Origin of the sequence: Bacillus sp. OV166 (genome assembly GCF_900177675.1) — a bacterium.
Taxonomy (GTDB): Bacteria; Bacillota; Bacilli; order Bacillales; family Cytobacillaceae; genus Neobacillus.
In genome coordinates this window covers 2,360,877-2,382,992 of the sequence record NZ_FXWM01000001.1, presented here as the reverse complement: position 1 = coordinate 2,382,992, position 22,116 = coordinate 2,360,877, and the positions used below count along the sequence as shown (strand labels likewise).

18 protein-coding genes are annotated in these 22,116 nt (G+C 38.5%); 3 read left to right on the top strand and 15 right to left on the bottom strand.

The features are described from left to right. Positions 1-185: 185 nt before the first annotated feature. The gene (locus CCK98_RS11375) at positions 186-2,006 is read left to right on the top strand and encodes a helix-turn-helix domain-containing protein (RefSeq protein WP_088086685.1); all 1,821 of its coding nucleotides are present in this window, start codon (positions 186-188) and stop codon (positions 2,004-2,006) included. A 182-nt stretch (positions 2,007-2,188) separates the two neighbouring features. On the opposite strand, the gene CCK98_RS11370 is transcribed toward CCK98_RS11375, so the two are convergent. The 3 genes from CCK98_RS11370 to CCK98_RS11360 form a co-directional block, all read right to left on the bottom strand. Next, positions 2,189-2,371, bottom strand: a complete 183-nt coding sequence (locus CCK98_RS11370; RefSeq protein WP_088086684.1) for a 4-oxalocrotonate tautomerase — start codon at positions 2,369-2,371, stop codon at positions 2,189-2,191. 193 nt (positions 2,372-2,564) lie between these two features. Further along, entirely contained in the window at positions 2,565-2,834 is a 270-nt protein-coding gene (locus CCK98_RS11365) for a hypothetical protein (RefSeq protein WP_088086683.1), read from the bottom strand. A gap of 254 nt (positions 2,835-3,088) precedes the next feature. Further along, the gene (locus CCK98_RS11360) at positions 3,089-4,519 is read right to left on the bottom strand and encodes a PLP-dependent aminotransferase family protein (RefSeq protein WP_088086682.1); all 1,431 of its coding nucleotides are present in this window, start codon (positions 4,517-4,519) and stop codon (positions 3,089-3,091) included. A 292-nt stretch (positions 4,520-4,811) separates the two neighbouring features. Here CCK98_RS11360 and CCK98_RS11355 point away from each other — a divergent pair, with 292 nt between their 5' ends. Together CCK98_RS11355 and CCK98_RS11350 are read left to right on the top strand one after the other, a co-directional pair. Next, positions 4,812-5,150: a replicative helicase loader/inhibitor gene (locus CCK98_RS11355; protein ID WP_179195765.1), complete on the top strand. Its 339-nt coding sequence runs from the start codon at positions 4,812-4,814 to the stop codon at positions 5,148-5,150. A gap of 9 nt (positions 5,151-5,159) precedes the next feature. After that, the gene (locus CCK98_RS11350; protein ID WP_088086680.1) at positions 5,160-5,357 is read left to right on the top strand and encodes a DnaB-like helicase N-terminal domain-containing protein; all 198 of its coding nucleotides are present in this window, start codon (positions 5,160-5,162) and stop codon (positions 5,355-5,357) included. Here the strand turns inward: CCK98_RS11350 and CCK98_RS11345 are convergent. From CCK98_RS11345 to CCK98_RS11290, 12 genes are all read right to left on the bottom strand, one after another. Next, on the bottom strand, positions 5,351-9,814 hold the full coding sequence (locus CCK98_RS11345; RefSeq protein ID WP_088086679.1) for a hypothetical protein: 4,464 nt from the start codon (positions 9,812-9,814) through the stop codon (positions 5,351-5,353). The genes CCK98_RS11350 and CCK98_RS11345 overlap by 7 nt on opposite strands. Continuing rightward, the gene (locus tag CCK98_RS11340; protein ID WP_088086678.1) at positions 9,792-10,538 is read right to left on the bottom strand and encodes a DUF6063 family protein; all 747 of its coding nucleotides are present in this window, start codon (positions 10,536-10,538) and stop codon (positions 9,792-9,794) included. Before CCK98_RS11340 ends, CCK98_RS11345 begins: the two co-directional genes overlap by 23 nt. Then, positions 10,535-12,046, bottom strand: coding sequence for a hypothetical protein (locus CCK98_RS11335; protein ID WP_256942320.1), 1,512 nt, complete (start codon positions 12,044-12,046; stop codon positions 10,535-10,537). Before CCK98_RS11335 ends, CCK98_RS11340 begins: the two co-directional genes overlap by 4 nt. Further along, a complete protein-coding gene (locus CCK98_RS11330) occupies positions 12,037-13,107 on the bottom strand; it encodes a Wadjet anti-phage system protein JetD domain-containing protein (RefSeq protein WP_088086676.1) in 1,071 nt (356 codons plus the stop codon). Before CCK98_RS11330 ends, CCK98_RS11335 begins: the two co-directional genes overlap by 10 nt. Before the next feature lie 521 nt (positions 13,108-13,628). Then, on the bottom strand, positions 13,629-14,471 hold the full coding sequence (locus CCK98_RS11325; RefSeq protein WP_218780182.1) for a sugar phosphate isomerase/epimerase: 843 nt from the start codon (positions 14,469-14,471) through the stop codon (positions 13,629-13,631). A gap of 81 nt (positions 14,472-14,552) precedes the next feature. Then, the gene (gene kduD / locus CCK98_RS11320; RefSeq protein WP_088086674.1) at positions 14,553-15,335 is read right to left on the bottom strand and encodes a 2-dehydro-3-deoxy-D-gluconate 5-dehydrogenase KduD; all 783 of its coding nucleotides are present in this window, start codon (positions 15,333-15,335) and stop codon (positions 14,553-14,555) included. A 57-nt stretch (positions 15,336-15,392) separates the two neighbouring features. Beyond that, the gene (kduI, locus tag CCK98_RS11315) at positions 15,393-16,223 is read right to left on the bottom strand and encodes a 5-dehydro-4-deoxy-D-glucuronate isomerase (protein WP_088086673.1); all 831 of its coding nucleotides are present in this window, start codon (positions 16,221-16,223) and stop codon (positions 15,393-15,395) included. A gap of 38 nt (positions 16,224-16,261) precedes the next feature. Beyond that, positions 16,262-17,278 (bottom strand): sugar kinase, encoded by a 1,017-nt coding sequence (locus CCK98_RS11310; RefSeq protein WP_306298933.1) that lies wholly within the window; start codon positions 17,276-17,278, stop codon positions 16,262-16,264. Beyond that, positions 17,275-17,925 carry a bifunctional 4-hydroxy-2-oxoglutarate aldolase/2-dehydro-3-deoxy-phosphogluconate aldolase gene (locus CCK98_RS11305; RefSeq protein WP_088086671.1) on the bottom strand — a complete coding sequence of 217 codons (651 nt, stop codon included), beginning with the start codon at positions 17,923-17,925 and terminating at the stop codon, positions 17,275-17,277. Before CCK98_RS11305 ends, CCK98_RS11310 begins: the two co-directional genes overlap by 4 nt. An 80-nt stretch (positions 17,926-18,005) precedes the next feature. Further along, positions 18,006-19,499 carry a UxaA family hydrolase gene (locus CCK98_RS11300; protein ID WP_088086670.1) on the bottom strand — a complete coding sequence of 498 codons (1,494 nt, stop codon included), beginning with the start codon at positions 19,497-19,499 and terminating at the stop codon, positions 18,006-18,008. Positions 19,500-19,514: 15 nt separating this feature from the next. Next, complete coding sequence (locus tag CCK98_RS11295) at positions 19,515-20,984, bottom strand: tagaturonate reductase (RefSeq protein WP_088086669.1); 1,470 nt, start codon at positions 20,982-20,984, stop codon at positions 19,515-19,517. A gap of 87 nt (positions 20,985-21,071) precedes the next feature. Continuing rightward, on the bottom strand, positions 21,072-22,070 hold the full coding sequence (locus tag CCK98_RS11290; protein ID WP_088086668.1) for a LacI family DNA-binding transcriptional regulator: 999 nt from the start codon (positions 22,068-22,070) through the stop codon (positions 21,072-21,074). Between the last annotated feature and the right edge of the window lie 46 nt (positions 22,071-22,116).

Genomic DNA, 22,116 nt, shown 5'->3' with positions numbered 1-22,116 from the left:
ACTACCTATCTTTACGCTGAACTCCTTTCATTAATTTCAAAACTTTCTTATAATAAGAATATAATCATTATGAATATTATGCTATGTACATTTTCATGAATATTAATATGAAAAATTTGTGTCTTTTACACAAAAACACGAAAATGGATGAAATGTAAAAAATCTTAGAGAAAGGATGATGACAGATGCAAGATACATTAACCCATCGGCAACTAAAGTCCTTAATCCATGTGTCCAACGTTATCAATTCCAAATTAGATATTGATACGATCTTTGATTCAATCATGAATGAAACGATATCTGTCGTTGAAGCGGCAGGAGGAGGCTCTATATGGATTTTTGACAAAAGCCAGAATCGACTCATCGCAAAATCAGCTCAAGGATTATTTTATCCACATATTTTTAGGCAAATTAAACTAGTTAGCGGTGAATCCATGACTGGGATGTCTTTTGCTGCCAAAAAATGTCTCATTTTTTGGAATGAGGTAGAAATTAAACAGGCGTTGTCAACATTAACGCCATTTAACAGAGATTTATTGGATCAGTCTATTCCGAGTAATTTTCATTTTACATCTGTCATTTCTTCACCTATTTTACAAAACGGAAAATGTATTGGCGTGATTACATTGGACTCTTTTGAACAATCTTTGCAGTTTAAGCAAGAGGATATTAATCTATTGGAAGCGATTGGCCACCAAGCAGCAGTTGCCTTGGAAAAATCCAGTCTTTATTATGAGAAGGAAAAAATGGTTCAGAAGCTTTCCCATTCAATCGAAATACATAGGAACCTGGCCAATCTCGTTGTAAATGGAGAAGGAATTCAATCGATTATGAATTTTATACATAAAACAATAGGACAACATATGTTTCTCTTTGATGAAATAGGTGAACTTAGGGCTTCTGCCTGCTATTCCTCCTTTTCAATTGAAATGACCGAGTATATGAAAGCGTATGCAAAACAAATTATCCTAACACTTGAAAACTCACATACCGTTTCCGAAATAACATTAAATGATGAAACGTATCAATTAGTTGTATTGCCACTTGGGTCCAAATTAAAGTCTCTAGGCGGACTAATCATCCTTTCAAAACATAAAATGAATGAAGTGGATATCGCTGCTCTTGAACATGCTTGTACAGTCATTTCACTTGAACTGGGAAAAGAGCAAGCCGTTTTTGAAACACAGCAGCGTTTAAGAGGGGAATTCGTGACCAAGCTTTTTTCAGGACAGATCGATGAAGCACTTATACAGAAAGCAAAAAATTTAAATTTTGACCCTAACCGAAACTATGTTACCATACTTATTAATTTTGAGGATAAGTTAAACGAGCAAAAGGTGATCGGCGATCACTTCATAAGGAATTTACTCCATATGGCCAATACATTACTTGGGAGGAACTCGCAAGTAATGGCAGTACGGGATGAAAATCAAATCGTTGCCCTTCTATCTTTGCATTCAAGAGTTTCTTCATCCAATATTATTGCTGAATTAAAAGAACTAGCAAAAATTTTACAGCATGAGATTAAAAATAAATATAGAGCGATAGACGTATCAATTGGGATTGGAAGAATTAAGCAGGGGCTTATCTTTGTCCACGAGTCATTTGTAGAAGCGACAAAGTGCATAAAGTTTCTCAAAAACTATCGTTTTGATCATAGAGTCCTTAGTTATACAGACCTTGGCGTTCAGAGGTTTATTTTACAAAATTCAAAGGAAGAATTGATTGATTTTATCCATGAAGTATTAGGTCCCCTCATTGAATATGAACAATCTAGAAAAGGCGAACTGTTAAGCACTCTGATTGTTTATTTAGACCAAAATCAAAACATAAAGAAAACGGCTGATTCTTTACATATTCACACAAATACCTTAAGCTATCGTTTAAAACGAATTGAGGAAATTCTATTAACGGATTTGAATGATAGTCAACCATTATTTAATATTCATTTAGCAATCAATATATATCAATATATAAAAGATAACACTAGTGTTGCCTTAATTTAATTTCAAACTAAAAGTTACTTACCGATAACGTAAAAAACCGATTTCCTAATGGAAGTCGGTTTTTTGTACTCTAATTATCTTTCTTATTTTCGAATACAAGCCATTTCCCCTCCCCCAGGAACCGCTTTCAGAATAGTATTAAACTTGAGCATGGCGGTGTTACCACCATGCTCAGTCATTTTCTATTTTTCAACCGGCTCCCCAGCTTTCCCCCAATGTGTTTTAGGAATCTCGGTTACGAGGACTCTTATATTCTCCTTCGGTGAATCCAATGTTTCGGATACGGTGGTCGTGACATTGCGAATTAATTCAGCCACTTTTTCTTTCGGTCTACCTTCCATCATTTGCACATGAATAATAGGCATTAAAATCCCTACTCTCTACAATTATTAATCTGTCACGGTAAAAGACACTTCGCCAAAACCATCAAATTTCCAGCTGACAACTGTTATATATGGCAGTGTGAAGGTAACTAAGATGATGGTTTTTTTTCATTTATACCCAACTACTCTCGTAACTCGAATACGAAGAAAGCGACTCCACAAAATGAAGTCGCCTTTAATAATTATTGAAATTTTTCAAGTAACTATTAAGAACTTTTCTATACCGCCATATATCTTTATTATCAACCGGAAGCTCATTTATATCCCAAAAAGCTTGATACTTCCTATGAGCAGTAAGCTTGCCATCAGGATATCGCATAAATGTAACAGTGCCGTTGTTTTGATCATCTTGTAGGGCAATGTAGTGCTTCGAACCATCCCAGATGGCCAAATCACCAAACCTCTCACAAAAGAACTCAACATCGGCTTTACTTCGAATAACCATTTAATTCACTCCTTGATAAAATTATTTGATTACCGCTCTTATACCGTTGTTTCTTGTGAGGAAGTGACTATAAGCTGCTAGGGTATTAATTGAACAGTGAATTTCAAAATATCTTTGCTAGAAATATATTATGAAAAAAATTAAAATTCGAGCGCTTATCATTGATTTGATAGTATTATAACATAACTGAAATGGATTTGCCGAAATGAATGTTATAGTAATCCTATGAACATGATCCTTTCTAATTTTAAGTATTAAATAGACCCAAGTGCTTCCGCAAACCTTTTAATTCCTTCATGTATTAATTCTTCATTTTCCCTAGCAAATGTAAAACGAACAAAACCTTTTTTGGACCCCATCGTGTAACCTGGGACATAAATAACTCCTCTTCTGATTGATTCCTCCAGTAATTGCATTTCATTCACCTCTTTTTTTATCCTGCACCAAATATGAATTCCTCCCTGAGGGATGGAGAAATCAACTTTATCCTTTAAATAAAATATAAGACTAGTAATAATTTGATTTCTTCTCTTTTCTAATTGTTTGTTTAAATTTTCAATATGAGATTGGAAATTTTCCGATTCTAAAAAATCATTTGCGATCCACTGAGTAAAACTAGCATGACCAAAATCAATTTGCTGCTTCGCATCGGATAATCTCTCAATAACAGGTGTGGGGCCAATAATCCAACCAATTCTTAATCCAGAAGCAACGATCTTTGTTAAAGAGCTAATATATAAGACATTTCCGTTAATATCCATTGATTTTAGAGTAGAAATATTTTCCCCTGTAAACGAGGTTAAACTATAAGGATCATCCTCAACCACAGGTATACCATGTTCTGAAGATATTTCTAAGATCGCTTTCCGTTGCTTTTCCTGAAGTAAGGCTCCTGTTGGATTTTGAAAAGCAGGGTTCAAAAATATCATTCGGATTCGATGCTTTTTATGTAATGAAAGTAAGTCATCCGGGTTAATTCCATCTTGGTTTACAGGTATGAAATAAGGTCTCAATCCTGCTGATTTAAAAATCGGAAGATTATAGTTATAAGAGGGATCTTCCAATGCAACTGCATCTCCTTGTTTTAATAGGCATTGAACCACCAAGTGCAATGCTTGTTGTGCCCCAGATGTAATTAATATGGATGAAGGATTTGTTTCAATTTTTCTATATAGCTTAACATGCTTTGCAATCGTTTCTCTTAATATTGCGTTTCCTTGCGGGTGATCATAACCTAAGCTTCCTATAAACGATCTAGAAGAAGTAATCTCACTTAGGTATTTCAACGGAAAAAGATCCTCTGACAGTTCTCCGCTAGCTAGATTGATTAACTTTTGTTCTACTGCTTCCTTCCTTATCCTCTGTGTTATAGGCAAGTTTGGTAAAAACGATCCTGCTTCAATATACCTGTTCCAGTTCGGTATACGTTTCTTGGTAATTCCCCATATATCTTTACTTATGGTCGTCCCGCTTCCTCTATTCCTTTGTATTAGACCATTTGACTCCAATTCATCATATGCTGCAACTACTGTACTTCTATTTATGTTAAGGTCCTTAGCTAAATTTCTTTCAGAAGGTAATGGTTTATCTGGAGGAAAAGTACCATCTGCAATTCCATTTTCGATATAATCAGCAAGTTGTTTATAGATAGCTTTTTTGGCTTGGCGATCTGGTTTCCAATCCATATATTTCAGTCCTTATTATGTAATGTAGTCTAACTATTATGTTTCTTTATTAATATTATTAATCGTTTGTTATGAACTTTTAAAAAAAACTATTGTTCATAATAATTAATTACCATCCGATTTTATTATAACTTACAGCGCGTTGTATTGCGAAAAGGCCATCCAGTCAATACTAGAAGACTAGAAGCAGAGAAAAACGGGAAACAGCCTAAAAAGTCAAAAAAGGAATCCATGTCTGACGGGTGGAATGGCTGATTCATGAAGAGAAAATTATGTTAGAGGAGGAATCGCATTGACCAAGGAAGAGGTAGTCAAACTTTTAATACTTATTGAATCGGTTTATCCCGACTGCATTTTTAAGGACGAAACGGTCCAGCAATGGTTCCAATTTTGTTCTGAAATGGATTATGAAAAGGTAATGGCGAAGGTGAAAAACCACATTCGAAAAAGTCCTTTTCCACCTGCGATTGCTGATATTGCTGTATTCCCTTTTGAAGAAAATAATTTTCCAGAAACATTACAAAAATGGATGAGGAAAGGACCGGAGAGAATTGAACACGAAGGCGAACCTAACCAACGAAGTACATTACCTGATTGGCTTGCCGAATATTCAGCAAGAAAATCTGTTTGAAGCAGAAGCATCCTATTAGGCGCGGTCTTTCTCTCTCCTGAACTGATTCATGAAATCACATTAGAGCCATGCCATTTTTCGCAGAAACGAAATCAGCACTTGTTTCAAGCGTTGAAGGAATTGCAAAATAAAAATCCCACCTTCCATATCGAAAGTGAGATTTTTTACGTTTATATCCTTGACTATATGATTGTATTACCTTATTGAACGACTACTTCTCCCTGATAAATCCGAAAGGCTGGAACAATCGTGTCCGAAACAATTTCTTTTCCTTTTTCACGAATGAAGTCCAATTTATAATAGGAATCAAATCTTTGGCTGATTTCCGTTTTCACCAGTTCAGGCGGTGTGACGACGATGAATTGGAACTTCAGTTTTTCGGCTACGGCGAAGATCGGGTCAAGGACATGTGCCGAAGCTGCTTGTCCGAACGGATTATCACAGACTAAAGGAACCCAGCTTTGATCGGTTTCGCTTTTAACTGATAATAACATCATCATCATCACCATTCGAGCGGATAGCTTTTGTCCGCCGCTGCCATCGGATTTCGTCCTAGAACCTTGATTAATAGTCTGCCAGGTTGAATAATGCTCTCTTTGCGGTTTCCCGTACATAAAGGCATTATCCGTTCGCATATTATAGACGAGCAGCTCAGGATATCGATTTCGGAGTGATACAAATAAAATTTGCTCATCACTTATCAGTTGTTTTATTTCTTCATCTAAGGCGCGATTATGATCATCAATCAAATCAAATTGTTTAGTGATTTTGTTAATAGCAGCTACAAAATGCTGCTTCAGCAGTGGTTCAATATCTTCCGCCTTTTTAGGTAAGATGTCTTCTTTGAGCTGAACGAGCGGAAAGGATCCTCGTTCATTTTTCAGCTTCATTTTCGCAATCATAGAACGAATCGCCTCTGCAATGCTCATCACTTTCATGCTGGCACGGCTTGCCCAGAAGTTTTGAGCCTTTTCTGCCCTTTCTTTGTCGCGTTCTAATTGTTCCAACCCACTTTGTGAAAAACGCTTCATGTTTTTAACGATACTTTGGATATGTGTATAATGCCTTGTATCCATATGGTCTAGTGTGGTTAATACTTCATTTTTAAAGCGAATCTCCCAATCTTTTCCTTCAATCGTGAGCTTTAAATTCCTTAATGATTGATCGATTTTCGCATGCTTCTCCTTACCTTCTTCCTGAATCACTTGATGTCCTTCACACCAGGATAAGATACATGCTTTCCCTTGACTCTTAATTTTTTCTAAATCATGATTCGTAAAGGCTGCCGCTTCCTCCTTTAGGATAACGGATAAGGTTAACAAATCCCCTTCGAAACCCGCAATATTCGTTTCTGTTTCTTTTTGGCGTTTCTCAGCCTGCTTTACTTCCTCTTTTGTTAATTTCGTTTGGTCTTTAATTTCTAAAGCCTTTACTTCTAAGTCAAGGTCTGCCCATTCTTCCGGCTGTTTTTCATGCTTTTCAACTTTCTTTCCTGACTTGTCACGCTGTTCGGTCGCATGCTTTAAGGACGTTTCTGCTACTGTTACAGCCGTTCCTTGTTCCCGTTCTTCTTTTTCCGCTGTCTTCGCTTCCTTCTGTGCGGTTTGCAGCATATTTTCTAATATACTGATAGGTTCATCTGGTTCTGGAGCTTTATTCCAATCCTCATCATGAGCATTGAGTTTTTTCTCTAATTTCTTTTGCTGCTTTTGTTCGGTTTCTTTTTTTGCTAGAATAACGAGTAATTCTCTAGCCTGTTCTTCCTTTGATTTCTGGAGCTGTTTTAGCTCTCCAATACTTCCGTTTATCTTTTCTAATAAATGTGATGAAAGATGAGGGACCTCATCACATGGGTCTGCTTTTTCATCAGTAGGAAAAACCGCTTCTTCCATAAAGAACCTGATCTCCTTTATAGTTTGTTCAGTTGTCAGCTTCCATTCTACATACGTTTGATTCCACTGGTTTTGCAGTTCAACTGTATTTTGGAGCTCTTTTCCTATTTCTTGCTGCTGAGAACCTAAGGCTTCCTTTTGCTTTTCTTTCTCTAATTTCACTCGTTTATTTTCTTGATGAAGAATTTTTTCTTGATCAAAACCCTCTAATGTTTCCACATCTTTTGTAATCTTTTCTATTTTACCTTTTGTATTCTCCAGCTGTTCTTTTAGCTGAAGCTGTAATTCTTTTTCTTTTTCTTCTTGTGCTTTGATTTCCTGTAAATTTGTTTTCTTAGAAAGAAGCGCGTTTTGTTCCTGATTGAGAGCTTTTTCGATATCAATAGAAAGATCGATCGATAAAAATCGATCGATTTCCTTTAAAACACGACGTAAGGAGGTTTCTGTTTTTTCAATTTCAAGGAGTGTATCTTTCTTTTCTTCTATTTGTTTAGCAATCTTTATTTTCCAGTTGGTGAATTGGTTTTTATCCGTTAATAGCTCTTGCTCGGTTCCATTAATGATCACAAAGGAAGTTGGATGATATTCGCTGTTCATTTCCTCCCGCAAGAAAATCGGAACAGGACTTTTGAACATTCTTCCGGAAAGAACCTGCTGATTTATTTTTTGCCATTGCTGCCCGTTTACGACCAATCCGTATGGAAGGAGTGGATACTTCATAAGGTTATTCGCTAGGTCCTCTGCACGTAAGGATTGGAGAAATTGGGTTCCATAAAACACATCAATGCCAGTCTTCTCATCGATCCATTCCTTTAATTCTTTTACATCTTTATTTGCAACCCAAAAGGGCTCATCGTTTAAGGAATGGTCGAGTTGTGTTTCCCAAAGTTCTTTTTTTATTTGTTCAGCTTGTTGTCGGTTATTGCTTAGTATTTCTTCTATTTGTATAGAATACTTCGATAAGAGCGAGTGAGTAAACGGCGCTGTGGCATCATCTAATAAACCATGAAGTTTATCTAATAATTTTGCTTCTCTTTGCATTTGCTCTTCATTTACTAGGTTTAATTCTTCACATTTTTCTTCTGAAAACTGAATCGATTGGACGAGGGTACCATGTGAAGTGGCAAGTTGGTTTTGCCGTTCACTAGACTCTTTATCTTTTACTTGCAACTCTACTAATCTAGCCTTTTTGTCTTCAATTTGTTTAAACAGACTTTCGATCAATCCCTTTAAGTCATAGCTTAAGCGGTCGCCAAATGCTTGGATTAGTGCCGCTTCCTTGGACTCAAAGGCATGCATCTGCGTGTAAAGAAAATCAATTTCAGTACTAAGCTGAGCAATCTTTTTTGTCTTTTGTTTATCCTGTTGCGACAACTCCGTTCCTTTTTTCTTTAAGAACTTTTGATATCCCACATACTTCTTAATCGCTTCTTGTATGGATAAATAGGACTGCTCCCATTGCTTTTTAGCTTCTTGTTTGATTTCTTCCATTCTTTGATTCACTTGCTCTAAGCCGCTATTTTGTTCCAATGTAGCTATCTGCTGGGAAAGAGAGCGAATGGTTTGTTCGTTTTCACTCCACTCTTTCAATAAAGCCTGAAATACTAACGCTTCTTTTCGCTCCTGTTTCTCTAGAACGATGGCTTGTAAGGAAGTATGCTTTTTCCTTTCTTCCACTAATTTCTTTTCCCAATCCATAACTTCTCTGTGAGCTTTTGCATACTCTAAATTGTCTTTTTGATAGCGGAGTTCTGCTTGCCTTATGATTAATTTCTCCATGTCTTTTTCTAAAGTAAGCCGTGTTTCCTCTTCCGTTTGCTTCAAATGCTGTAGCGCACCCAGCAGTTGTCTTCCTGCCTGTATACTTGCTTGTACAATTTCTTTATGTTCTACACCTTTAGCTAGATGCTCTTCAAATGGGACAATATCTTCTAAAAACTCTTTATGGGCTTGCTCTCTTTTTAAGAGAACAGGCAGGTCCTTAGCGATACTTGCCTGACTCTTGAAAATCTCCACAAGATCGTTCTTTTGATGTTCCGTCCTGTGCAAGACTTGACTAACAGTGGGAACAATTCGTTTTTGGAACAGGGAATGATCATCCTCCGCTCCCTCAAAGTATTTCCCAACGCCGCCTTCATCCTTGTTAATATCTTTCATAATATCCCAGTCTTTACGGTTAATTCCGTATGTATCCAGGATGCGATAGTGCTTCTTCGTATCTCGGTAAACGTCATATCCATTCCATTTTAAATAGTCCTTTAAACTTTCGATTTCAGCAACCTCATCATTATCGTAGAGTGGAATATGCTCAAGCGCTGCCTCTTCTTTCCGTTCAAATTCTCTCGTATAAAAGGTAATCGTAGGGAGGATTTTTGCTTCCTGTTCCAATGTTTTACTTTCATTTCCACTTTCTTCACTCATCGAGATCCGTTGTTCGGCTGAGAACATTCCTCCAGTTATCAGATACCGACGGTCAGCACCATCCAATTCCCATTGAATGAGAACATGAAAGGTATAGGGAATAAATTGTTCTTTATTATTAAAGAAAAACTGTTGATAATAACGATTGTTTTGTTTCCCCCACGAAGTCCCAGGTTTGAGTATTTGGAAGATCGTTTGAAGGAACACACCTTTCCCGCCCCCATTCATCATTGCTATAAGGCCATTGGTTGATGTCTCTTCATTATGGAAATTAAAAGTGGTATCTTTATATTGCTTTTGCATGCCATCATATTTCAGGTTAACAATTCTAATTCGGTGGATTTTCGGCATGCTCATCCTCCTCTGTTGTCATTAATTTTTTCAAAACTTCATAACGGTCATAATCGTGATACAGGTATTCAATTCGCTCAAAAAGCTCTTGTTTTGGTATCACCTTAGCTATATCGTCCCGATCAAGAATGACGATCAGCCCCTCCGTCTCTAATAAACGCATAGCTCCGGCAATTAAACCGATTCTTGTTCGTCTATTGCCTTTTTTTACTCCATAATCGTCCGTGTCAACCTCCATGTATTTCCAGGTGGTTACAACTTCCTTCATATCAATTCGTTCGTTTTCCCCGAAGGTCGGTTTAGCTTTAAGAATGCTATCCCATTGAATCATTAGGTCGTTGACTTGCCGTTCTAATGCGTAATAGCTAATCCCTTCGCGCTTCGTGCGAATTTTTGCAGCCTGGTTGCGATCGATGGCCGCTAAAAATGACATAATGACAACACTGATAAGATGAAAATGTTTCTTATTTTCGACTTGTCGATGCTTTTCTTTCATGTGGGTAAAATTGGTAGCAAAGACGGATCCAGTAGGCTGGACAACTAATTGGATGCGTTTTGGCGATTCAATGATATATGTACCAGATTCGTCTGCTAATAAAAGAACTGTCTGTCTTACTTCTGGATCAAAATAAGTCTGGAAGTGTTCACTATTCTCGTCGATTACTTTATCTTTTAATAAAGTAAAATAGACAGCGGATGCTCTTTTGATCGTTTCTGCATTCATCCTTTCTCCTCCTGTACACATAGTTTAAAAGGGGTCATTTTCGTTTGATACCATAAAAAAGGCTCCGCTTTATGATCAAACTCGGTAAAGATTTTTGTGCCCTCAAAGGTTTGAAATTGAGGATATTCCTTCATTAGTTTATAAAGAAGAATTTCCCTCTCATCGCTTAATGTTTCTTCCTTTCGATACAGCACTTGAACCTTCAGCGGCTTTTTATCGAACATCATCCATAAATCAATCGTTTCAGATTCTTCAAACCATAAATCCTGCACTTCTAATGGCAATGTCGCTAAATCAGCTAACGAAAACTCTCCGCTGGTTTGTAAAAATTGAAAAACATAACTCCATGCCTTAATGACAGATTCCCAGTTCGTCACTCGCAGACGAGTAATACTTTCTTCTGCCTCCTCTTCAATGACGGCATCGGTTAGTTGTTTTTCATCGAATTCTTGCTCACCCCAAATCCAATCGAGCGGCAAAATAAATTCATTCTTCGGTGAAAATAAAGGAGAAAGCACCGTTTCGATTTCCGTAAAAGTTTGAATTCCATTCTTCATGAACCAATTTTCATAAATATGCTCTCGAAAGGAGACCAAACTGTTTTCCCAAAACAAGGAAGGGTTTTCCACTTTTAATTTCATTTCATAGGAAATATTTTGAATAACCAGCTTAGCAAAACGATCGTGCAATTGCCTTGTATGGCCAATTTTTTCTTGGAGAAGAATCAATTCTTTCTGAATATAATCATTTTCTTCATTTCTTTTCGTTTTATCGATCATACTAGTGATGGTACGGAAGTGGTTTTTTTCTTCTTCAAATTGCTTTTCAATTTCCACACGATTGTCAGCCCTTTGCCATTCCTCTTCCATCAATAAGATTTTGGGATTGTGGATCATTTCCTTTTGAAAGGAGAATTCCTTTGCCATTAAGCGGTTTACTCGTGAAATGAGGTGATCGAGGTTTCGAGTAGCTTTTCTAAAATTTCCGTTTTTAATCAGCTGCATACTGTAGAGTTGTTCAATCGTGATCGAGAATTCCTCAGCCATTTCCCTGCTCATAAAAATCATTTCCTGAGCAACATCCGTGAGTTTATAAACAATGGATCCTCCCATCTCTAAATTCGTATATAATTCATCCATTGTGACATATCGGAAGACCTGAGTCTCCCAGGATTGTCTTATTTCATCGTAATATAAGGCTTCAAACGGTTTACTATACTCTTCTTTCCCCTGATACAGGAGCCCGCTTGTCATCCGTTCAATTTGCTTATCGTCTGCTAAAAGCTTCATTTGTTTAATGGAATCTTCCACCATATACTTGATATCTGACTTGCGTCTATGATCATCATCATTTAATTCTCTATAAAAGATGGTCAGGAGCACTTGCATGAGTATGGTTTGGATATGAGGTTTAAGCTCACCCACTTCCATTCCCCTCCCAAGCTCAAACAGTGGATTTAATCGTTGCATTCTCTGCGCGAATCCTTCCCATGATTCGTTCACATCCATCGCCTCCATGTTTCTATGTTTAAGACTTCTTGTGGGATCCGCTTATTTTCTTGCCATAATTGCATTAATAAGGCTTGCTCCTCTTCCGAAAACCATTGAAAGAATGCATCACGGTATTTGCTGTTTTGTGTTTGCCCTTGTTTTTGGTCATTCCTTTGTTCTAGACATTGTATCATTTTGCGATAAATTTTTAAGGCAGGCTGAATACAGCAATCCGAGTATTTTTCGATAAGCCGAATGAGGATCCCGTATCCCGCGGCATCAAGGTCTCCTGCGTAATAGAAAAGATAGGGTTTGGGCGGAAACATTCTAAAGAAAAAGGAAAAGCTCCGTTCGATTTTAGTCCCTTCACCATAAATGATTAGTTCAGGTTCATAATCAAGTTGAACGGCTTCCAATAACTTAATGGAAGTATGAAAGAATGATAGATTTTCGACGATCAGAACCCGCTGAATATCTTTTATTTCTTTCCCTTGTTTCATCCAAAATACAAAAGGCTCCCCGTAATTCACCATTTTAAGTTGCTCTTCAGATACTCCAATTCTAGCTAAAAACCCATTTCCATCCGGAAAGCTATCATTGTCTAGTAAGAATTTTTCATGACCAAAGAGCTCCAAACTTCTTTCTTCGACTGACACGTTTTCCCGTTCCTGACTGGATTGGAGAAAAGTATAAACATGTTGGATTCGATTCCATTCGTCTTTCGTTTGCCATTCGGGATGCCGTTCATAAAAGGAAAAATCAAACTGATCACCTAATTTCATCATTTCGAGACGATCCCATTTGAGTGTCTGAACTTTTGTATTAACCCAGTAATATAAGGCAAGCGCTGGGCTTCTTCCATTATATTGATTATTTGGAATAGGAATCAGGTGTCCTTCCGCTTGCAATGTTTCAATGGCACGATAAAACAACGAATAGCCGTCCATTTCAAAATAATCATCCAAAAGCCTACGCAACTGAAGTTCTAAATCGTTAATATTTATTCTCTTTTTTTGATTAGGGTGTTGAATATCAGCTATAAAACCTCTCACCCGTGTTTCAATGACATCGATTATCATTCACCTACTTAAATCTTCTTAGTTTCATAGGAGAGGACTCCTACTATCCAATTTGTACATCCTTTTATTATAAACTAGTTGTGTGATTGTGGGTAAATGGTTTTTTAATCAGCGCCAATAGCCTTGCATCTTTCTGATTCGTTAAATGAACCCCTTCGATTTTACTTACACTCTCAAAGACAACTTTTTGGGGATTCCATATCTTTATCCAAATTTAAGGAAGTGCAGCATAAGTTTTTGAAAAATATCAAAAAACCGCACGAGTGAAAAAATCACCGTGCGGTTAAAGTGTAGAAATAGCAACTTTTTATTTTGAGCGGAAATAGGCTAAAAACAAAAATAAAAAATAGATATATATAGGAAAAAGCCTCATGGGTGAAATAAAGCCTAATAGTGAATTAATTTAACCTCTTTTTCATAATTATTTTTATATTTATTTTAACAAATAGCTTTGAATGTAAATAATAGTTAATATTTAGTCAGCTTCTTTTCCCTAAATATATATCTAATCCATAATTAATTTACAACTTTTCGTATTTCCGTCTCAAATAGACAATGCTTTCATCAATGAACGGTTCCTTTGTTCCTTCTATCAAAATATTGATAAATGGTTTTTTGTGCTTGATTAAGTCAAATAACTTATCGTAATTTAACAAACCTTGCCCTACTGGAACTTGTATTAATGATCTGCCCTCAATAATAAAGTCTTTGGCATGGAAAATAACCATTCTGTCTCCCAATAATTCAAACGCCTCTTCAAAAATTTCTTCCTGATTAATATAGTTATCAATGCTCAAAAGATTAACCGGATCAAAAATAACTTGGAGATTATGAGAGTCAATTATATCTAAAAGACGCTTCATTGTTTGGACAGAATAGATAGGATGATTAACTCCCGCTTCTACTCCTACAATGACACCAAATTTTTCTGCCTCTTTTACAAGTTCTGAAACACTTTCAACTACCTCCATAAAAGGCTTTTCTCTAAAGTTTTCTTCTGTGTAAACAATCTCCGCATTGACGTTTCCTGTTTCTGTCCCAACAATGCTACAGCCAAAATCTCTTGCAAATCTTAGATGCTCTTTGAAACGATCCATCCCTTTTCTTCTCTCTACTTGGTCTGGATGAATCATATTAAAATAACAGCCCAAAACGGCAATCTGAAGCCCTGTGTGAGAAAAGGCGTTCCCAATATGGCGGGCAAGACCTGGAGATAGACTTCCTAATCCTGGATAAAGTGTCGGCAATGACTTACCTAAAGCAAGTTGAACACTGGTCAATCCTTTATCAGCTATATCATTTACCAACTTTTCTAACAAATTGGTTTCGATATCATGGGCTCTAATCCCTAAATTCATACGAATACACCTCTTTCGTTCTATAAAGAAGCCGTACCAAAAAAGTCTGGTACGGCTTTTTGATTTTTTATTTTGGCCCTTTCCGAGTTATCTGGCCAGCCACCCTCCATCAACTGTTAACACATGTCCGTTCATATAATTAGATGCCTCACTAGCCAGGAACACCACAACACCCATTAGGTCTGCCGGATTTGCCCAGCGTCCAGCCGGTATCCGAGAAAGAATTTCCGCATTGCGTTTTTCGTCCGCACGAATGGGTGCAGTATTATCCGTAGCAATATATCCTGGTGCTATGGCATTGATTTGAATATTATACTCAGCCAATTCATTAGCAAACGCCTTGGTAAGGCCGGCTACAGCATGCTTGCTGGCCGTATAAGGAGGAACAAATTTACCTCCCTGGAATGAAAGCATGGAAGCAATATTGATGATCTTTCCCGATTTTTGTTCGGCCATAACCTTTGCTGCCTCCTGGCTGAGGAGGTACAAAGAATTAAGATTGATTTCCAGGACGTCATCCCAATCTTCCTCTTTGTATTCCAGCAGCGGCGCCCTGCGGATGGTTCCCGCATTATTCACCAGGATATCAATTCTTCCATATTCCTTAAGACATTCTGATACTACCTGTTTTACTTTTGTCCTGTCACTTAAGTCCGCTTGAAAAAATACAGCGCGTTGGCCGGTCTCTTCAATCAGTTCCTTTGTTTCCTGCCAGTCCCCGCTCCGTGCAACTACAAAAAGATCAGCCCCTGCCTTGGCCAGTGCAGCAGCGTACGCTTGCCCAAGACCTTTATTGCCCCCAGTCACGATCGCAACTTTTCCTTTAAGGCTGAAATAATCCAGTGAAAAAGCTTTAAGCACATTAGACATTCCGATAACCTCCGCTCTTTAAATCCTTCAAATTATGTTTCCATGAAGGCAAAACGCTTATCTCAAATCTTCCATTTTTACAAAATCCATGTCCGTATAAGTGATGTTCTCTCCGCACATTCCCCAAATGAACGTGTAGTTGCTTGTAGCTGTCCCCGTATGTATAGACCAGCTTGGCGAGATGACCGCTTGTTCGTTTTTAAGGATTAAATGCCTTGTTTCTTCCGGTTTACCCATAAAGTGAAATACACGTGTTTCTGGTTCCATATCGAAATATAGGTATACTTCCATACGGCGTTCATGTGTATGGCACGGCATGGTATTCCAAACACTGCCTGGGGACAACATCGTCAAACCCATTTGAAGCTGGCAGCTTTCACATACATTTGGATGAACATATTGATAAATTTTGCGCTCGTTCAAAGTACCAGGCTCACCGGTTTCTAGAGGTACAATTTCATTAATATCGATTTTAACTGTAGGATACGAATGATGAGCCGGGGTAGAATTAATATAGAATTTAGCCGGATTGCTGGCATCCTTTGAGCGGAACAGTACTTCTCTGGTTCCCTTTCCAACGTACAATCCATCTCGAGCCTTCATGTCATATTCTTCCCCATCAAGGATGACAAACCCATCCCCTCCGATGTTAATGATTCCTAGTTCACGGCGCTCAAGGAAATATTCAACACCCAATTCTTTATCCAGTTTAATAGTCAATTCGCCTTCTGCCGGTGTAACCCCGCCGAAAATCATGCGGTCATTGTGAGTATAGGTTAAGTGAACCTGCCCCGGCTCAAAAAGGGTTTCTACTAAAAATTCTCTTCTTAACTCTTCAGTTGTATATTTTTTCATATCTTCCGGATGAATCGCGTAACGTGTTTCCATCTTCCATTTCTCCTTTACCATCAATTTATTAAGAAAAACTACCGAACAATTTTTCCAGGGGCACTGTCAGCAAAGCGAAATACTTCCTCTTTTGTGAATATATTACAGTCACCGTGAATAGTGTGTTTCAGTGCCGAGGCTGCTGTAGCAAAAGAAACGGTCTGTTGCTGGCCAAATTCTTCAAGGATTCCTGTTAAAATACCGGATGCAAAGGCGTCCCCTCCGCCAACCCGGTCGACAATAGGATCAATATGATGAACTTTGGACTGATATAGTTCGCCTTGTGCAAACAGATTGCCTTGCAGTTGGTTGTTGGATGATGAAATGACCGTTCTGAACGTGGAGCTGATAAACTGAATGTTCGGATACATTTCAGTGATTTTAGAATAATAATGTATTAGTCTTTCAGTCTGTGAGAGGGACTCATCTGCTTCAGCGAGACCTAATAAATAGATGGCATCCAGTTCTCCGAACGAACAAATATCTATAAAGGGAAGCAGCGGAAATATGGCTTTCCCAGCTTCCTGCTGGTTCCAAAGCTTAGCCCGGTAATTGAAATCAAAACTCGTTTTGACACCCAATTCCTTTGCCTTTTTTACCGCCAGTAGGACTGTTTCCCTGAGCTCGGGTGACAGCGCCAATGTAATCCCTGAAACATGGAATAATGAAGCATCCATAAAAATTTCAACCCAATTAATTTCATCCGCTTCCAGCATAGAAAAGGCAGAATATTTTCTATCATAGGTAACTTGTGCGCTTCTTTCCCCAATCCCCGCCTCAAGGTAATAGGTGCCAAGACGTTCCCCTCCCTTTAACAGGTAGTCAGTTCGAACACCGTGGGACCTTAAATGCCTATCAACGGCTTGACCTAAAGCGTTATCAGGAACTTTACTTACAAAGAAGGCATCATATCCAAAATGAGACAAGGAAACCGCCACATTGGCTTCAGCTCCTCCATAATTCACGGTCAGCTGGCCAGTTTGTGACAGCCGTTCCCCGGCAGCAGTCGAAAATCTGAGCATGATTTCTCCAAGTGTGACAACCTTCTTCATCATAAGCCCTCTCTTGCTTCCTGTACTTTTTTAACATATTGGCTTGCATATTCCGTAATTTTTTCGTATTCTCCTGTTTTTGCTGAAGCAACAAGATTTCCTCCTACTCCAATTGCCACACATCCGTTTTTAATCCACTGGTCCGCATTCTCCAGACTTACACCGCCTGTTGGCATAATATTGACCTGCGGAAGCGGGGCCTTCACTGCTTTGATAAAATCCGGTCCGAAAGCATTCCCCGGGAACAACTTAATAACGTCAGACCCATATTCCAGAGCTGTTTTCATTTCCATAATGGTCATGCAGCCGGGCATGTACGGTATCTGATATAGATTGCAGAGCTTGGCAGTCTGTTTATCAAAGCCTGGACTTACGATAAACTGGGCACCAGCTAAAATAGCAATTCTGGCTGTCGCAGCATCGAGTACGGTTCCTGCGCCGATGACGACCTCAGAGTTGTCACCGAAATAGGAGGCAAGTTCTTTAATAACCGTTTCTGCCTCATTAATGGTAAAGGTAACTTCAATTCCCATAATCCCGCCCTTTACACAGGCCTCAGAAATTTGTATTGCTTCTTCTTTCGAATCTGCCCTGACAACGGCAACAACACCACAATCCGTAAGCTTGGTTAAAATTCCTAGTTTTTTCATGTCTGCCTCCTTAGAAAGTACACTTACTATGACAATTATTTTTTGCAAGAATTCAGTTAGTAGAGATGAACAACACAGATTTATAATGTCACGCCGCTTTTAAAAATAGAGATTTCACGAAAGTCATTCTTTTCGTTATTCGCCATTTCACCACTTGCCACATTGACGATATAATCAACAAAATTATTCAGGACTTGGTCTGCCGAGATATGGTCTTCCAATAAAGTGCCGGCATTAAAATCGATCCAATGAGGTTTTGTTTCATAAATCTGGGTGTTTGTAGAAATCTTAACGGTCGGAACAAAGGTTCCGAACGGTGTTCCCCTTCCTGTAGTGAACAGAACCATATGACATCCTGCGGCAGCAAGCGCTGTCGAAGCAATTAAATCATTTCCAGGTGCACTAAGAAGGTTTAGTCCTTTTGTTTTCAGAACCTCCCCGTACTTCAGGACATCAACAACTGTTGACGTGCCAGCCTTCTGTGTGCAGCCAAGTGATTTATCCTCAAGGGTTGTGATCCCGCCAGCCTTATTTCCGGGCGATGGGTTCTCATAAACTGGCTGATTATGTTGAAGGAAATATTCTTTAAAATCATTAATTAAACCGACTACTTTGTGAAATACCTCTTCATTTGCTGCACGTTCCATTAGAATTTTTTCCGCACCAAACATTTCCGGAACTTCGGTAAGAACCGTTGTGCCACCTTGGGCAATGAGATAATCAGAAAATCTGCCAAGGAGCGGATTCGCCGTTATGCCAGAGAAACCATCAGAACCACCGCATTTTAAACCTATTCTTAATTCTGACAGTGGGATATTCTCCCTTTTATCCTGTTTTACTTCTTCATAGAGTTCCATGACTAATTTAAAGCCTTCTTCAATTTCATCGGTAACCGCCTGTGAGATCAGAAATTTAACTCTACTTTCATTCACTGTACCAAGAGCTTTTTTAAATGCAGGGAGTTCATTGTTTTCACAGCCAAGCCCTAATACAAGGACTCCGCCTGCATTCGGATGGTTGACAGCATTCACCAAAATCCGTTTTGTATTTTCATGGTCATCCCCCAGCTGGGAACATCCATAACTATGCTTTAAAACTAGGACATTATCAAAGGGGTTATTGTCTCCCACATATTTTTCGAATCGTTTAATAATTTTTTCTGCAATTCCATTCACGCAGCCTACTGTCGGAACAATCCAAAGTTCATTTCGAATCCCTACTGACCCATTTTCACGTCGATAGCCCCTAAAGGTCCGCTTTTCTTCTTTAAATGTATTTGTGGTTTGAACTGGAAGGTATTGGTATTCCTCGGTACCGGATAAATTTGTTTTCGTATTATGGGTATGGACAAGTTCGCCGGGTGCAATCCCTGTCAAGGCGTGGCCAATCGGGTACCCAAATTTGATGATATCTTCATTTTTCCGGATTTCTTTGATGGCCACCTTATGTCCTCGGTAGGTCGCTTCTTTTAATTGAATCATTGCCCCGTCAACATTCAGCTGTTCATCCTTCTTTAAATCTTTTAAAGCTAGAATGACATTATCGTTTTCATGAATTTTAAGGTAATCTCTCATCAATCCCAGCCCTCCTTATTTATTAATCAATGTTTTAGATAATTCTTTTAGTGCACTCCTTACTCCCAGTTGTTCGATATCACTGAGGTGTTTCGTTACCGTGCTTGATAGATTTGAAATCTCATCAAGGTCCATATCCCAGAGAATCTTTTCACTTAGTACACTTTCGACTAGCTCGTTTAACTCAATTTCCTGATTTTCATACATGTTCCAAGTAGATTGAAAGAATTGCAGTGTTTCAGGTCGATCCTGCAAACTGATGCTTTCTTCCCCCCGTTTACCTCGGTAAAAGAAGATAAGGCAGCTCAAAGCAAAAACCATTCTCATCGGAAGAACGTTAGTCTTCTCTATGTAATCAATAAGCGAAGGCAAATTTCTCGTAATAAACTTAGAAATCGAATTTAAGGATATACTCATTAAATAATGCTTAATATATGGGTTCGCAAACCGGCTTAGGACTTCCTCTTCGTAGACTCCGAGTTCCGCTGCATCCCCTTCCAGGGTAGGTACGATTTCCTCGGTTATCAGTTCGCTGATAAATAATCCTATTTCATTGTCATTTACTGCTTCTTCAACCGTTTCTAATCCAGATAAATAAGCTAGAGGTGTCATCGCTGTGTGAGCCCCGTTTAGAATCCTGACTTTACGAGTTCGGAATGGAGTTAAATCCTTTACAACCATCGTATTTAATCCGGTACCTTCTACTGGAAGCTCGTGTTTGATAAATTCAGGTCCTTCTATTACCCACAGATGGTACTGTTCACCCACCACCATTAATTCATCCTGATAGCCAAGCTCCTCCGTTTTTTCATGGATGGTGTCTGAAGGAAATCCAGGGACAATTCGATCAACCAGACTCGAGCAAAACGTATTTGCATTCTCGATCCAATTGATAAACCCACTGCCAAGATTCCAGTCTTGGGCATATTTTAGAACAATCTCCTTCAGGACCTTCGCGTTATTTTCAATCAGTTCACAGGGAATAATGATACAGCCTCGTTGTTGGTCTCCGGAAAAAGCTTTGAATCGATGATATAGGAAGGCAGTCAATTTTCCGGGAAAACTCTTCTGAGGCTGTTCCTCCAATTTATCCTCAGGGTCATAAGCAATGCCGGCCTCTGTAGTATTGCTTATGATAAAGCGTAGTTCCTCTTTTGCAGCCAGCTCGATAAACGCCTGATAATCCATAAAAAGGTTAATTCCACGGCTGATCGAATCAATTACCATATGTTCGTTAACAGGGCGGCCATCCTTGATACCCTGTAAATATAGTGTAAACAATCCATCTTGACGGTTAAGCCTCTCGATCTTCTCAGATCCTCTTGGCTGAACTACAACAACACTGCCATTAAAATCGGTTTTCTGGTTAAGGACCTGAACTTGCCAGTCAACAAACCCTCTTAGAAAGTTCCCCTCACCAAATTGAAGGATTTTTTCCGGACAAATTTCGTATTCCTTATAATTCCTTCGATTTAATCTTTGCATAGCCCACAACCCCTTATTAACAAAAATATAAAATGCACACGTGAACATTTTTAGGCACACCGCTACGGATAAACCCATAGCAATAAGTTAATTAATTTTCTTAACCGAATCCCTAATAATCAGTTCTGTTTTTAAGAAAATCTTTTCGTAACCCTTCTCACTACCGAGCATAATCGATAGTATTTTCTTGGCACCTAGGATGCTAATTTGTTCCAAAGGTCGTTTCACTGTAGTTAATCTTGGTGTTGTATATTGGGAAAAACCGATATCATCAAAGCCAAAGATAGAAATGTCATCAGGTACCTTTAATCCTTTAGCAAATACCGAATGAATGGCCCCAATGGCCATATCATCGTTCGAGCAGAATACAGCGGTTGGAGGTTCCTTCAGGGACAACAGCCTTTCCATTGCTTGGTATCCGCTTTCCATATCATAATTTCCCTGTACGGAGTATTCTTTTTTAATAGGGATTCCATAATCAATTAATGCTTTCAAGTAGCCCTCTTTGCGCATTTGTGATGATTTAAAGCTTGGAGTTCCTTCGATAATGGCGATATCCCGGTGGCCATTCTCTATCAGGTACTCCACTGCCTGGCGAGATCCCTCAGTATCATTGCTTAATATATTAATAAGATCATCCTCTTCTATCTCCCTATTAAGTACAACCAGCGGAATGCCTTTTTGACGAACATGATAGATAAACGAGTTGTCCCGGACGCTTTGGCTCATTAGGATAATTCCATCAAACCTTTGCCGATTAATACTGGAATAGTCTTGATAGTCATCAATCCCGCGAATGAACAGGTTATAATCTTGAGTTATGATGCTATTGACACCCTTTATGGTATCAGCAAGAAAACTTGCTGATGTCCCGTTGCTGATGCTGGTTAAAAATAATCCAATTGTATAGGATTTCTGCATCACTAGGCTTTTCGCATTAAAATTTGGTGTGTAGTTCAGCTGAGAGGCAATCTCAAGGATTTTTCTTTTTGTCGGCTCTTTGATTAATGGGCTGTTGTTAAGTGCCCTTGAAACCGTTGTATGTGATACGTTGGCTAATTTAGCAATATCCTTTATGGTAACCATCTTTGTAAGCTCCTTTTTCTGCCTCTACAGCATGAAATCATCTTAA

Coding starts and splice junctions, on each gene's coding strand:
- CCK98_RS11360 (WP_088086682.1), bottom strand. CDS start 4,519: ATGGATTGGAAACCAGATCGCCAAGCCAAAAAAGCTATCTATAAACAA.
- CCK98_RS11310 (WP_306298933.1), bottom strand. CDS start 17,278: ATGATGAAGAAGGTTGTCACACTTGGAGAAATCATGCTCAGATTTTCG.
- kduI (WP_088086673.1), bottom strand. CDS start 16,223: ATGGAAACACGTTACGCGATTCATCCGGAAGATATGAAAAAATATACA.
- CCK98_RS11345 (WP_088086679.1), bottom strand. CDS start 9,814: ATGCCGAAAATCCACCGAATTAGAATTGTTAACCTGAAATATGATGGC.
- CCK98_RS11370 (WP_088086684.1), bottom strand. CDS start 2,371: ATGCCTATTATTCATGTGCAAATGATGGAAGGTAGACCGAAAGAAAAA.
- kduD (WP_088086674.1), bottom strand. CDS start 15,335: ATGTCTAATGTGCTTAAAGCTTTTTCACTGGATTATTTCAGCCTTAAA.
- CCK98_RS11295 (WP_088086669.1), bottom strand. CDS start 20,984: ATGCAAAGATTAAATCGAAGGAATTATAAGGAATACGAAATTTGTCCG.
- CCK98_RS11330 (WP_088086676.1), bottom strand. CDS start 13,107: ATGATAATCGATGTCATTGAAACACGGGTGAGAGGTTTTATAGCTGAT.
- CCK98_RS11375 (WP_088086685.1), top strand. CDS start 186: ATGCAAGATACATTAACCCATCGGCAACTAAAGTCCTTAATCCATGTG.
- CCK98_RS11290 (WP_088086668.1), bottom strand. CDS start 22,070: ATGGTTACCATAAAGGATATTGCTAAATTAGCCAACGTATCACATACA.
- CCK98_RS11340 (WP_088086678.1), bottom strand. CDS start 10,538: ATGAATGCAGAAACGATCAAAAGAGCATCCGCTGTCTATTTTACTTTA.
- CCK98_RS11335 (WP_256942320.1), bottom strand. CDS start 12,046: ATGGATGTGAACGAATCATGGGAAGGATTCGCGCAGAGAATGCAACGA.
- CCK98_RS11365 (WP_088086683.1), bottom strand. CDS start 2,834: ATGGTTATTCGAAGTAAAGCCGATGTTGAGTTCTTTTGTGAGAGGTTT.
- CCK98_RS11300 (WP_088086670.1), bottom strand. CDS start 19,499: ATGAGAGATTACCTTAAAATTCATGAAAACGATAATGTCATTCTAGCT.
- CCK98_RS11305 (WP_088086671.1), bottom strand. CDS start 17,925: ATGAAAAAACTAGGAATTTTAACCAAGCTTACGGATTGTGGTGTTGTT.